The sequence below is a fragment of the Streptomyces sp. HSS9-12 genome (genome assembly GCF_054963655.1).
The window spans coordinates 1-13,181 of sequence record NZ_JBUEGC010000011.1; the positions used below are offsets into that span (position 1 = coordinate 1).

General features: G+C 70.1%; 11 protein-coding genes. 8 read left to right on the forward strand and 3 right to left on the reverse strand.

The genetic code is table 11. The features are described from left to right. Positions 1 to 291: 291 nt before the first annotated feature. Complete coding sequence (locus ACY34J_RS08005; RefSeq protein ID WP_462725937.1) at positions 292 to 1,698, forward strand: cell division protein PerM; 1,407 nt, start codon at positions 292 to 294, stop codon at positions 1,696 to 1,698. Positions 1,699 to 1,710: 12 nt separating this feature from the next. On the opposite strand, the gene ACY34J_RS08010 is transcribed toward ACY34J_RS08005, so the two are convergent. Beyond that, on the reverse strand, positions 1,711 to 2,634 hold the full coding sequence (locus ACY34J_RS08010) for a hypothetical protein (protein ID WP_462725936.1): 924 nt from the start codon (positions 2,632 to 2,634) through the stop codon (positions 1,711 to 1,713). 259 nt (positions 2,635 to 2,893) lie between these two features. Here ACY34J_RS08010 and purN point away from each other — a divergent pair, with 259 nt between their 5' ends. Both purN and purH read left to right on the forward strand, forming a co-directional pair. Then, positions 2,894 to 3,541 (forward strand): phosphoribosylglycinamide formyltransferase, encoded by a 648-nt coding sequence (gene purN, locus ACY34J_RS08015; protein WP_462725935.1) that lies wholly within the window; start codon positions 2,894 to 2,896, stop codon positions 3,539 to 3,541. After that, positions 3,538 to 5,118, forward strand: coding sequence for a bifunctional phosphoribosylaminoimidazolecarboxamide formyltransferase/IMP cyclohydrolase (gene purH, locus ACY34J_RS08020; RefSeq protein WP_462725934.1), 1,581 nt, complete (start codon positions 3,538 to 3,540; stop codon positions 5,116 to 5,118). The genes purN and purH overlap by 4 nt, the downstream gene beginning before the upstream one ends. Positions 5,119 to 5,186: 68 nt before the next feature. Here purH and ACY34J_RS08025 read toward each other — a convergent pair whose 3' ends face one another. Then, complete coding sequence (locus ACY34J_RS08025) at positions 5,187 to 5,975, reverse strand: RDD family protein (protein WP_462725933.1); 789 nt, start codon at positions 5,973 to 5,975, stop codon at positions 5,187 to 5,189. Between the two features lie 357 nt (positions 5,976 to 6,332). Here ACY34J_RS08025 and ACY34J_RS08030 point away from each other — a divergent pair, with 357 nt between their 5' ends. The 4 genes from ACY34J_RS08030 (at position 6,333) to ACY34J_RS08045 (ending at position 10,508) form a co-directional block, all read left to right on the forward strand. Next, on the forward strand, positions 6,333 to 7,196 hold the full coding sequence (locus ACY34J_RS08030) for a bifunctional methylenetetrahydrofolate dehydrogenase/methenyltetrahydrofolate cyclohydrolase (protein WP_462725932.1): 864 nt from the start codon (positions 6,333 to 6,335) through the stop codon (positions 7,194 to 7,196). Positions 7,197 to 7,225: 29 nt separating this feature from the next. Beyond that, on the forward strand, positions 7,226 to 7,654 hold the full coding sequence (locus ACY34J_RS08035) for a DUF3017 domain-containing protein (protein ID WP_462725931.1): 429 nt from the start codon (positions 7,226 to 7,228) through the stop codon (positions 7,652 to 7,654). A 101-nt stretch (positions 7,655 to 7,755) separates the two neighbouring features. Then, positions 7,756 to 8,976: an NADP-dependent isocitrate dehydrogenase gene (locus ACY34J_RS08040; protein WP_462725930.1), complete on the forward strand. Its 1,221-nt coding sequence runs from the start codon at positions 7,756 to 7,758 to the stop codon at positions 8,974 to 8,976. 542 nt (positions 8,977 to 9,518) lie between these two features. After that, the gene (locus ACY34J_RS08045) at positions 9,519 to 10,508 is read left to right on the forward strand and encodes a malate dehydrogenase (RefSeq protein WP_462725929.1); all 990 of its coding nucleotides are present in this window, start codon (positions 9,519 to 9,521) and stop codon (positions 10,506 to 10,508) included. 182 nt (positions 10,509 to 10,690) lie between these two features. Here the strand turns inward: ACY34J_RS08045 and ACY34J_RS08050 are convergent, their stop codons facing one another. Further along, complete coding sequence (locus ACY34J_RS08050) at positions 10,691 to 11,248, reverse strand: Uma2 family endonuclease (protein ID WP_462725958.1); 558 nt, start codon at positions 11,246 to 11,248, stop codon at positions 10,691 to 10,693. 380 nt (positions 11,249 to 11,628) lie between these two features. Between ACY34J_RS08050 and ACY34J_RS08055 the strand changes: the two genes are divergently transcribed. Then, entirely contained in the window at positions 11,629 to 13,131 is a 1,503-nt protein-coding gene (locus tag ACY34J_RS08055) for an aldehyde dehydrogenase family protein (protein ID WP_462725928.1), read from the forward strand. Positions 13,132 to 13,181: the final 50 nt, after the last annotated feature.

Consider the following 13,181-nt stretch of genomic DNA (forward strand, 5'->3'; position numbering starts at 1 on the left):
GACCGCCCGCCTCGCGCGCGCCGCGCTCGCCGGCTGACGCTGGGCAGCACCACACCAAGGGCGTGGGCCCGTACCGCCGAGGTACGGGCCCACGCCCTTGGCTGTGTCTGCCACGGGAAGGCGCTCGGTTCAAAAACAGTGCATCGCGATATATAGGGCGACACGACGGGAATTGATCTGCTCCATGGCTGAATGGTGTGTTCTTGGCAGCATGACCCTGTGACCCAAGTGACCGATCCCAGCCCGTCGTTGTCCTCGGGGAGCCGGGCGAGCTCCCATCGAGTCCCGGTCGTGGGGGAGGGACTGCTCGGCGGTGTGGTCGCGGCCGTGCTCGGGCTCGGCGTGATTGCCGTCGTCGTCCTCCTGCTGTGGATCGGCTCGCCCTACCCCGACAGCGGCCCGAGCGGCGCGCTGCACGTCGCGGCCACTTTGTGGCTGCTCGCGCACGGCGTCGATCTCGTACGGACCGAGACGCTCGCCGGCGGGCCGACGCCGGTCGGGGTGACGCCGATGCTGCTGAGCGCGCTTCCGGTGTGGCTGCTCTACCGCGCCGCCCGCCACACGGTCGAGCCGCCGGACGACCGCCCCGAGACCGGCGACCGGCCGCCGCCCCGTCCCACCATCGGGTGGTTGTGCGCGGGATATCTGTCGGTCGGCCTGGCGGCCGTCGTCTACACCTGGAACGGGCCCTTGCAGGTCGACGCCCTCAGCGCGCTGCTGCAGCTGCCCCTCGTCGCCGTGGCGGCCGCCTCGTACGGGGTGTGGACCGCGTACGGCCGACCGTACGGGCCGCTGGCCCCCGATGTCCGCCAGGTGGTGGATCGTGTACCGAGGGGCGTGCGGATCAGGGTCACGCGCCCCCGGGTCTCCGTCGCCCTACGGGCCGCGACCGCGGGCACCGCCGTACTGCTCGGTGGTGGGGCGCTGCTCGTCGCGGTGTCGCTCACCTGGCACGCGGCGCTGGCCCAGCACTCGTTCCAGCAGCTCGCCCACTCGCTGCTGGGACGATTCACGGTGCTGGTGCTCGCCTTCACTCTCGTACCGAACGCCGCCGTGTGGGGTGCGGCGTACGTCCTCGGGCCCGGCTTCACCGTGGGCGCCGGCAGTGTGGCGGGTCCGCTGGGGGTGACGGAGCATCCGCGGCTGCCGAACTTTCCCCTGCTCGCCGCCGTTCCGGGGGAGGGGCGGGGCTGGCTGCTGACCTGGTCGGTCGGGGTGGTGCCGGTCGTGGCGGCAGGTGTGGTGGGGTGGTTCATCGCGGACGCGGCCGCGCGGAGGACTCCCCGGTCTGCCGGATCTCCCGCCAGGCCGGTGCGTTCCGGGAAGCGGCGGGCTTGGGGCTGGCGTGGGACAGCGTTGACGGCTTATCTCGCGAGCGGTGCCTGCGGGGTGACGATGGCCGTCCTCGCCGGGCTCGCGGGCGGGCCGCTCGGGAGGGGTGTGCTGGCGGACTTCGGACCGAGATGGTGGCAGACGGGCGGAGCCGCGCTCGGCTGGACGGCGCTGGTGGCACCGCCGGTAGCGCTCGTCATGCGCGGGTGGTGGCTGTGGCGCGCGAAGGCTCAGTCGAAGGCCGCGGCCAAGCCCGGCGCGCCGGGCGGCAACGACGACGCCCGAGCGCTCCGGCGCGTGGGACGGGTGGCCCAGCGCCCGCGGGACCGGCGCGCACCAGACAAATCGGCGTCCGGGGCTCGCTGAGGACTGCCCGGGTCACTTCTCCTGGGTGCCGCCGAGCAGCGGGCGCAGGTGCTCGGGCAGGAGGCGCTCACAGGACTGGCGCGAGGACTGCGTCAGGGCGTCGTTCACACAGGTGAAGTAGTCGCGGTAGACGATCTGGAAGGTGAAGGACGCCGCCACGATCGCCAGCGCGATGCCGCCGGTGACCAGCCCGCTGATCGCCGCCGTCGCCTGGGGCTTGGTCTCGGGGACACCGCCGCCCGCCGCCCCGGTGCCGCCGTCCGGTCCGCCCGAGCCGGAGGCATCCGTGCCCCCGCCGCCCGTACGCGCCTTGCCGCGCAGCGAACTGATGCCCCAGTAGATCGCCAGCGCACCCAGCAGCAGCGCCACCTGGGGCAGGCTGAACAGCGCGAAGAAGAAGCTCCACATGCCCGCGAGCAGCGCGTAGCGGGCGCGCCGCTGGACGGGGTCCGTCGGATCCCAGCGCAGTCCGCCCGGACCTCCCGGCCTGCCGGGCCCCTCCGGGCCGCCGCCCTGACCGCCGGAGCTGGGGCCCGTGCCGAAGCCGCCGTTCTGCCGGTCGGGCTGCCGGCTGCTCCACTGGCTGCCCCAGGCCGGCTGCTGCGCGTCGTCGGACTCGCCCTCTTCGCGGTCCTTGTCCTCGTTCCCGTTGTCGTGGCCGTTGCCGCCCTGCGGGCCGCGCGGCTGCCACGGCTGGTCCGGGCGCCCCTCGGGAGGCGCGGCGAAGGGGTTGTACTCCCCGTCGGACGCGCCGGAGCCGCCCGACCCGCCGGCCGCGGCCGAGGACCGCCGTTCACGCAGCAGCGCCCGCGGCACCTGCGACGGCCACAGCGGCGCGCACCCGGAGACGGCCTGCCCTGGGTCGCCCGGTTCCAGGGACGGTTGCCAGGCGGGCAGCGGGAGACTAAGGGCCGCGCGGCGGCATCGGTCCGGCATCTGGAGTGTTTCTTCCCCTTGTGTCGTCTGAAGCGCTCACCTCGCCGGTGGCTGCTTGCACCACCTGGGGCGGGCACCGGGAGGGCGGCTTTCGTTCCTCAGACGCTACCTCCCGCACGCGCCCCCGTCCCGTGGGGGCCGCTCGGTGTGCCGGTATCGTTGCTGACGGTCGGCGGCTTCGTAGGGTCTACCCGTTTCATGGACCCCCTTCGCTTGTACGACCGCACAAACCACAGGGTCCCGTAGAAAGATCCCCGCTGTGTGCCCCGCTGCGTCCTCGCCCCAGTCGGGCCGGAAGCCCGCCCGCCTCGTCGTGCTGGTCTCCGGCTCGGGTACGAACCTTCAAGCGCTGCTCGACGCCATCGCCGATGATCCCGCGGGCTTCGGCGCCGAGATTGTCGCCGTGGGCGCCGATCGCGACGGCATCGCCGGTCTGGAGCGCGCCGAACGCGCGGGCCTGTCCACCTTCGTCTGCCGTGTGAGCGACTACCCGGACCGCGCGGAGTGGGACCACGCCCTGGCCGAGGCGACGGCCGCGTACGAGCCCGACCTGGTGGTCTCGGCCGGGTTTATGAAGATCGTCGGGAAGGAATTCCTCGACCGGTTCGGTGGGCGCTTCATCAACACCCACCCCGCCCTGCTGCCCAGCTTCCCCGGCGCCCACGGCGTCCGCGACGCGCTCGCGTACGGCGCGAAGGTGACCGGGTGCACTGTCCACTTCGTCGACGACGGCGTCGACACCGGCCCGATCATCGCCCAGGGCGTGGTCGAGGTCCGGGACGAGGACGACGAAACCGCTCTGCACGAGCGGATCAAGGAAGTCGAGCGACAGCTGCTCGTCGAGGTCGTGGGACGTCTCGCCCGCGACGGCTATCGCATCGAGGGACGAAAGGTAAGGATCCCGTGACCGCCACCGCTGAAGGTACAAAGCGGCCCATCCGCCGGGCGCTGGTCAGCGTCTACGACAAGACAGGTCTGGAGGAGCTGGCCCGCGGTCTGCACGAGGCGGGGGTCGAGCTGGTCTCCACCGGGTCGACGGCCGCGAAGATCGCTTCGGCCGGGGTGCCGGTCACCAAGGTCGAGGAGCTGACCGGCTTCCCCGAGTGCCTGGACGGCCGGGTCAAGACGCTGCACCCGCGCGTGCACGCGGGCATCCTCGCCGACCTGCGGCTGGAGTCGCACCGCGCGCAGCTGGCGGAGCTGGGCGTCGCCCCGTTCGAGCTGGTCGTCGTGAACCTCTACCCCTTCCGCGAGACCGTCGCCTCGGGCGCCGGCCCGGACGAGTGCGTTGAGCAGATCGACATCGGCGGCCCGTCGATGGTCCGTGCCGCCGCCAAGAACCACCCGTCCGTGGCCGTGGTCACCAGTCCCAAGCGGTACGGCGACGTGCTCGCGGCCGTCCGCGAGGGCGGCTTCGATCTGGCCGCCCGCAAGCGGCTCGCCGCCGAGGCCTTCCAGCACACCGCCGCGTACGACGTGGCGGTGGCGAGCTGGTTCGCGGACAGCTACGCACCGGTGGACGCTGCGGCCGAAGGCGGCTTCCCGGACTTCCTGGGCGCGACCTTCGAGCGCAAGAACGTGCTGCGCTACGGCGAGAACCCGCACCAGCCCGCCGCCCTGTACACCGACGCCTCGGGCACCGGCCTCGCCTCCGCCGAGCAGCTGCACGGCAAGGAGATGTCGTACAACAACTACGTCGACACCGAGGCGGCCCGGCGCGCCGCGTACGACCACGACGAGCCCTGCGTCGCCATCATCAAGCATGCCAACCCCTGCGGGATCGCGGTCGGCACGGACGTCGCCGAGGCGCACCGCAAGGCCCACGCCTGCGATTCCCTGTCCGCCTACGGTGGCGTGATCGCCGTCAACCGCCCGGTGTCGCTGGCCATGGCCGAGCAGGTCGCCGAGATCTTCACCGAGGTCATCGTGGCCCCCGGTTACGAGGACGGCGCGGTGGAGGTGCTGGCCCGCAGGAAGAACATCCGTGTGCTGCGCTGCCCCGAGGCTCCGTGCCAGGTCAAGGAGGCCCGCCCGATCGAGGGCGGGGTGCTGTTCCAGGAGAAGGACCGCCTGCAGGCCGAGGGCGACGACCCGCTCAACTGGACTCTGGTGAGCGGCCTTCCGCTGGAGGACGAGGGCCTCAGGGACCTGGCGTTCGCCTGGCGCGCGTGCCGGGCGGTGAAGTCCAACGCGATTCTGCTCGGCAAGGACGGTGCGACCGTCGGCGTCGGCATGGGCCAGGTCAACCGCGTGGACTCGGCCAAGTTGGCCGTGCAGCGCGCGGGCGAGGAGCGGGCCCGCGGCTCGTACGCCGCCTCCGACGCGTTCTTCCCCTTCCCCGACGGGCTTGAGGTGCTGATCGAGGCGGGCGTCAAGGCCGTGGTGCAGCCGGGTGGTTCGGTCCGCGACGAGCAGGTGATCGAGACCGCGAAGAAGGCCGGCGTGACGATGTACTTCACCGGCACCCGCCACTTCTACCACTGAGTCGCACAGCACGAAGGCCGCGCTCCCGCAGATGCGGGGCGCGGCCTTCCGCGAAACGGCCGGTACAGCTACTTCTTGATGACGAGCGTGCCCGCCGCCCGGTCGTGCCAGCCCTGGAGCTTGCCGCTGTTGTCGAAGAACGGCGACAGGTAGGTCAGGATCCCGCCGATGTAGCACAGGAACCAACCCACAGCCGGGATGATGTAGCGGATGAAGCCCGCGCCGATGCCCGGCGCCATGCCGGTGGACTCCTTGACGACCCGCAGGCCGAGCGCCATCTTGCCGAAGGTGGCGCCCTTGAGGCCGATCATGACCCACTCGTAGAGGGCCATGAGCAGCGAGAGGATCCCGATGACGGCGAACGTCGCGACGAACACGCTGCCGGCTGCCTGGCTCTGCTGGTTGACGCAGTTGTAGTAGTCCGAGGCGTTCGGGTCGCAACTCGAGGTGTCGCCGGCGATGCCTATCGCGCTGCCCACACCCGCCACCATGATGATGGTCATGATCACGCCGAGGATCAGACCGTCGACCAGACGGGCCAGGAAGCGCTGGCCCATGGTCGCGAGCTGCACCGTGCCCAGGGGGCCGATGTTGATGTAGCCGTTGTTCGCCTGGACGGTGCCGGGCGGCTGCGGGTACGCCCCGTACGGCTGGCCCGCCGCCTGCGGCTGCTGCGGGTAGCCGTAGGGCTGCTGGGCCTGGGGCGGCTGGGCCTGGGGCGGCTGGGCGGGGTAGCCGTAGCCCGGCGCCGGCTGCGGGGGCTGCTGCTGCGGGTAGCCGTACGGCTGGCCCTGGGGCTGCTGCGGCTGGGCGTAGGGGTTGTTCGGGTCTTGGCCAGGCGGCGGAGGGTAGCTCACGCGAGTGATCCTTCGAGCTGGGGACAGGAAACGGATGCGGACCGGGGAATCGTCCGGGGAACGGCGGATCCGCCCCAGCAGATGCTCTGCGGGATGTGCATGCTCGCGGTGCACTTCGTGGTGCCTGTCATGCGCGGTACGTCTCTCCCCCGAAAACGGTGATGCGCCGCGGTACCCGGTCCTCCGGTGGCGGCGGCGCTGCCGACCCATGTTGATGTGTTTGCGACAAAGTTGTCCAGCCGGGGTCGTGAATTGTGGCGGTTCTGCAACCCGGGACCTCCCTGTATCCCTCCCTGACTGGTCCCGTATCCCTCCCTGACTGGTCCCGGGCCCGCCCCATCCGGGAGGATGGGGGCCATGACCGCCCAGATTCTCGATGGCAAGGCCACCGCGGCCGCGATCAAGTCCGAACTCGCCGCCCGCGTGGAGGCGCTCAAGGCCAAGGGCATCACGCCTGGCCTCGGTACCCTGCTCGTCGGCGACGACCCGGGCAGCAAGTGGTATGTCGCCGGCAAGCACCGCGACTGCGCCCAGGTGGGGATCGCCTCCATCCAGCGCGAGCTGCCCGACACCGCGACCCAGGAGGAGATCGAGGCGGTCGTACGGGAGCTCAACGAGAACCCGGCCTGCACCGGCTACATCGTTCAGCTGCCGCTCCCCAAGGGCATCGACACCAACCGGATCCTGGAGCTGATCGACCCGGCCAAGGACGCCGACGGGCTGGCCCCGATGAGCCTGGGCAAGCTGGTGCTGGGGCAGGAGGGCGCGCTGCCGTGTACCCCGAACGGCATCCTGCAGCTGCTGCGTCGGCACGGCGTGGAGATCAACGGTGCCCATGTGGTCGTCATCGGCCGCGGCATCACCGTGGGCCGCTCGATCGGCCTGCTGCTCACCCGGCGCTCGGAGAACGCGACCGTGACCCTGTGCCACACCGGCACCCGCGACCTGGGCTCGCATCTGCGCCAGGCGGACATCATCGTCGCCGCGGCGGGCTCCCCGCATATCGTGAAGGCGGAGGACGTCAAGCCGGGCGCCGTCGTCCTGGACGTGGGCGTGAGCCGCGACGAGCACGGCAAGATCGTCGGCGATGTGCACCCTGGGGTGACCGAGGTCGCCTCCTGGATCTCGCCGAACCCGGGTGGCGTCGGTCCGATGACCCGCGCGCTGCTGCTGCAGAACGTCGTTGAGGCCGCCGAGCGCGGTGCGGCCGCCGCCGGCTGACCAGAAGGACGAGGAAGGGGCTGTCGCCCATGGGTGCTGAGGCGCACGCGAACGGCAACGGCGCGGAGCCGGCCCGCAGCCACCGCTTTCCGCGGATCACCAGGGACACCGCCCGGCCCGAGGGCGGTGGCCGGGCCGCGCCGCGCGACGCCCCCGCCCCCGCCCGGCAGTGGCCGCTGCTGTCCGTACTCGGCGGCACCGTCGGCGGCCTGCTGCTCGTCGCCCTCGACGCGGCCAGGACCGGCACGATACTCATCGGGCTGTCCCTGATCGCGGGCGCGCTCCTGCGACGGACGCTGCCGTCGGTCGGGATGCTGGCCGTACGGTCCCGGTTCACGGACATGGCGACCTACGGCGTACTGGGCACCGTGATAACGCTGCTGGCGATGATGGCGCAGCCGGACCCGTGGCTGCAGATCCCGTGGCTGGATGACATCGTCCACTTCACGGTGCGCTGAGCTCGGCCTGCCCCCAGCGCGCCCTACGGGGAGCGGCCGGCAAAGCCGAGTACTTTGCTGCCGAGATACTCCCAGCCGTGCGAGAGGGACGGGCAACTCCCATGGCCAAGATCAAGGTAGCCAACCCGGTCGTCGAGCTCGACGGCGACGAGATGACCCGCATCATCTGGCGGTTCATCAAGGACAAGCTGATCCTGCCGTACCTGGATGTGGAGCTGAAGTACTTCGACCTGGGCATCGAGCACCGCGACGCCACCAACGACCAGGTCACCATTGACGCGGCCAACGCGATCAAGCGGTACGGCGTCGGCGCCAAGTGCGCCACCATCACACCGGACGAGGCGCGGGTGGCGGAGTTCGGCCTCAAGAAGATGTACCGGTCGCCCAACGGCACCATCCGCAACATCCTCGGCGGCGTGATCTTCCGCGAGCCGATCATCATGGCCAATGTGCCGCGGCTGGTTCCGGGCTGGACCAAACCGATCGTCGTCGGCCGCCATGCCTTCGGGGACCAGTACCGCGCCACCGACATCAAGGTCCCGGGCGAGGGCACGCTCACCATGACCTTCCAGCCCAGGGACGGCTCCGAGCCGATCGAGCTGGAGGTCTACCAGTTCCCCGGCTCCGGAGTCGCGCTGTCCATGTACAACCTGGACGACTCCATCCGGGACTTCGCGCGGGCGTCCTTCCGCTACGGCCTGGACCGTAACTTCCCCGTCTACCTGTCCACGAAGAACACGATCCTCAAGGCCTACGACGGCCGCTTCAAGGACATCTTCCAGGACGTGTTCGACACGGAGTTCAAGGCCGAGTTCGATGCCAGGGGACTCACCTACGAGCACCGGCTGATCGACGACATGGTCGCGGCGGCGCTCAAGTGGGAGGGCGGCTACGTCTGGGCGTGCAAGAACTACGACGGCGACGTCCAGTCCGACGTCGTCGCGCAGGGCTTCGGCTCGCTGGGGCTGATGACCTCCGTGCTGATGTCCCCCGACGGCAAGACCGTGGAGGCCGAGGCCGCGCACGGCACCGTCACCCGCCACTACCGCCAGCACCAGCAGGGCAAGGCGACCTCCACCAACCCGATCGCGTCGATCTTCGCCTGGACGCGCGCTCTGGCTCACCGCGGCAAGCTGGACGGCACCCCCGAGGTCACCAACTTCGCCGAGACCCTGGAGCAGGTCTGCATCGAGACCGTCGAGTCCGGCCAGATGACCAAGGACCTGGCGCGGCTGATCTCCAAGGACCAGCCGTGGCTGACCACGGAGCGGTTCCTGGACGTGCTGGACACCAATCTGCAGAAGAAGATGGCCGCCGCCTGATCCTTCTCGCCGCGTCCGCGACCGCGCCCCGTACGACGGCGGACCGTCCTCTCCCCCGAGAGCAGGGCGGGCCGCCGTCGTGTCTTGAGGATCTTGGAACCGGGGCTCGTGATCAAGGAATGCGGGTGCGCTGTGGCGCCGTGGTGACCATTTCGCCGAAGTGCTGCCGAAGCGCTGCTGGTGTGTAGCGCTCTCGCCACAAAACCGGTGCGGCGTATGACAAATGGCGTGCCGGAGGGGCGCGGGAAAAAGTCCGAGAAAAATGTGCATGGCAGCGCCGATCCGGGGCAGGCGCAGGTCATTCCCCCCACGGGTGCATGCCACCCCTCGGCGGCCGCTCGCCCTCCCCTCATCCGGCGAGCGGCCGCCCTACGTTCGGGCCGGGCGGTGAGGTGCGACACACAGGGTGGGCGGTTGGTCACCGGCGCCGCAGGATAGCCTGACAACGAATCTCTCGCTGAGCCCATCAGGCTTACGCCGGGCAAGAGATCACACATTCGGGCAGGGACACCCACCGCCAGGTAAGCAAGCAGGAGACAGCCATGACCCGCACTCCCGTCAATGTCACCGTCACCGGCGCGGCCGGCCAGATCGGCTACGCGCTGCTGTTCCGCATCGCTTCCGGTCAGCTCCTCGGTCCCGATGTGCCGGTGAAGCTGCGCCTTCTTGAGATCACCCCGGCGCTCAAGGCCGCCGAGGGCACGGCCATGGAGCTTGACGACTGTGCGTTCCCGCTGCTCCAGGGCATCGACATTACCGATGACCCGAACGTGGCCTTCGACGGCGCGAACGTGGCCCTCCTCGTCGGCGCCCGCCCCCGCACCAAGGGCATGGAGCGCGGCGACCTGCTCGAGGCCAACGGCGGCATCTTCAAGCCGCAGGGCAAGGCCATCAACGACCATGCCGCGGACGACATCAAGGTCCTGGTCGTCGGCAACCCGGCCAACACCAACGCGCTGATCGCGCAGGCCGCGGCCCCGGACGTACCGGCCGAGCGCTTCACCGCGATGACCCGCCTCGACCACAACCGCGCCCTGTCGCAGCTGTCGAAGAAGACCGGCGCCCCGGTCACCGAGATCAAGAAGCTGACGATCTGGGGCAACCACTCCGCGACCCAGTACCCGGACATCTTCCACGCCGAGGTCGCCGGCAAGAACGCCGCCGAGGTCATCAACGACGAGAAGTGGCTCGCCGAGACCTTCATCCCGACGGTCGCCAAGCGCGGCGCCGCGATCATCGAGGCCCGCGGCGCGTCCTCGGCCGCCTCCGCCGCGAACGCCGCCATCGACCACGTGTACGACTGGGTCAACGGCACCGCCGAGGGCGACTGGACCTCCATGGGCATCCCGTCCGACGGCTCCTACGGCATCCCCGAGGGCCTGATGTCCTCCTTCCCGGTCACCTGCAAGGACGGCAAGTACGAGATCGTCCAGGGCCTGGACATCAACGAGTTCTCCCGTACCCGCATCGACACCTCCGTGAAGGAGCTCGAGGAGGAGCGGGAGGCGGTTCGCGCCCTCGGCCTCATCTGATACGGGCATCCCGTGACAGGCCCCGCCCCAGGGCGGGGCCTTTCGCATGCCTTGCCTACACGGGGCACACCCCCGATGGGCGTACGCTAAGTAATCTCGCGGGTGCGTTCGGTTCCTATATACGCGATGACCGATAGCGCTGCTACTGCGTACGTACGTGGGCCCCGCCGGGGCCGTCGGGGTCAGTCGCGGGGGAAGTCCTCAGTCGAGATGACCAGGTCGACGACCGTGCCGGTCAGGTCGACCGGATCGCCGAAGTCGAGGGTCAGCTCACTCCGGTACTCATCCTCTTTCGGCAGCGTGTAGAGGTGCCACTGAGCGGTGTACGGGTCGACGATGAGATAGACGGGAACGCCGGCCTGCGCGTAGGTCTTCTTCTTCGGGCCGTAGTCGTTGGCCGCGGTGTCCCGGGAAATCACCTCTGCGACGAACTCGACGTCCTGGTACCGCCAGCGGCCCTTGGAGTCCTTGGCCGCATCCTCCGCCAGCCCCACCACGTCCGACGCGAACCCGTTCAGGCGCCCGGGGAAGTCGATGCGTACATCGGACTTCAGCCGCTTTCGGGGGTACTTCGCCCGCAGTTGCTCAATGATGTCCAGGATGATGTCCCAGTGGACGTCACGCTGCGGCGTCATGTAGATGGCCCCCTCGACGATCTCGGCCTTGTAGCCCTCGGGGACAGGCATCCGCTCCAGCCAGTCGAACATCGTGTCCAGGCTGAGCTCGTCGCTCTCGGCCATCTCGATCCTGTCGGTCAGTGCGATGGTCACCGTGCCGCTCCTCCCCCGCTGCCGCGCGTTGCGGGCAGTCGCGTGCTTCAACGATACGTACGGGGATTCGGGCACGCCCCCGTACACAGGAATTCAGACATGCTTACGTACGGTCACCAACGGGGTCTCGCGGCACCCGCCCGTCGTCACCCTCCGTATGTGAGGACGCGCCGCAGAGGCGCGGGCTGTCTCGCGCAGCGTGCGGACCAGTTCGGCGCTGAGTGAGGGCGGCGTGAGGAGAGTCACTTAACGTGAAGTTTTAGGCATGTTTTCGCCGTCCGGGGGGAGGGCTCCCTGCCGCTGGTCTGACCAGCGACGGAACATTTCAGGCAGGGAAGGCAGAGCACGACGTGGCGGTTTTCGAGACGATCCACATCGACGGTGCATGGCGCGCCGCCGTATCCGGTGTCACCCGTGAGGTTCTCAACCCCGCCGATGCCGAGGTCCTGGCGGTCGTCGCGGAGGGTGGCAACGAGGACACAGACGCTGCCATCGCCGCCGCCCGTCGTGCCTTCGACTCGGGGCCCTGGCCGCACACGCCGGTCGCCGAGCGGGCCGCGCTGCTGCGCCGTGTCGCCGACCTGCTCCAGGGCAACCGCGAGCAGATCGCGCTGATCGAGAGCCGCGACACCGGCAAGACGCTGGAAGAGGGCCGCATCGACGTCGACTGCGTCACCGACGCCTTCCGGTACTTCGCCGACCTGGTGATCAACGAGAGCGGCGGGCGCGTCGTGGACGCGGGCTCGGACGACATCCACAGCGTCGTCGTCCATGAGCCGGTCGGTGTCTGCGCCCTGATCACGCCCTGGAACTACCCGCTCCTCCAGGCCAGCTGGAAGATCGCCCCCGCGCTGGCCGCCGGCAACACCTTCGTCATCAAGCCCAGCGAGATCACCCCGCTGTCGACCGTCCGGCTGGTGGAGCTGCTCGTCAAGGCCGGGCTCCCGGACGGGGTGGCCAACATCGTCACCGGCGCGGGCGACCCGGTCGGCGCCCGTATGTCCTCCCACCCCGACGTCGACCTCGTCTCCTTCACCGGCGGCCTCGCCAGCGGTACGAAGGTGATGCAGGCCGCCGCGCCCACCGTGAAGAAGGTCGCCCTCGAGCTGGGCGGCAAGAACCCCAACGTCGTCTTCGCGGACGCCTGCGCGACGGACGAGGGCTTCGACACCGCCGTGGACCAGGCGCTGAACGCCGCCTTCATCCACAGCGGGCAGGTCTGCTCGGCCGGTACCCGGCTGATCATCGAGGAGTCCCTGCGCGACCGCTTCGTCAGCGAGCTGGTGCGGCGGGCCGAGAAGATCAAGCTGGGCCGCGGTACCGAGGACGGCGTCGAGTGCGGTCCGCTGGTCTCCGAACAGCAGCTCGCGAAGATCGAGGCGTACGTGGAGTCCGCGCGCGACGAGGGCGCTGTGGTGCGCTGCGGCGGTGCCCGCCCGGCGCCGTCCGACGTGCGGCCCGGCACCGGGTACTTCTACCTCCCCACGGTCCTGGACTACTGCCACGGCGAAATGAAGGTCGTACGCGAGGAGACGTTCGGGCCGATCCTCACCGTCGAGACCTTCCACACGGAGGACGAGGCCGTAGCGCTCGCCAACGACACCGAATACGGCCTCGCCGGCGCGGTGTGGACCTCCGACGCGGGCCGCGCGCGGCGCGTCGCCGGGCGGCTGCGCCACGGCACGGTGTGGATCAACGACTACCACCCGTACCTCCCGCAGGCGGAGTGGGGCGGCTTCGGCAAGTCGGGCATCGGCCGTGAGCTCGGCCCGTCCGGTCTGGCGGAGTACCGCGAGACCAAGCACATCTACCAGAACCTCCGCCCGAGCCCGGTGCGCTGGTTCGCGGGCTGACCCCCGCCGACCAGGGCTCATCTTCACGCCACGCACCTTGCACCAGAGGA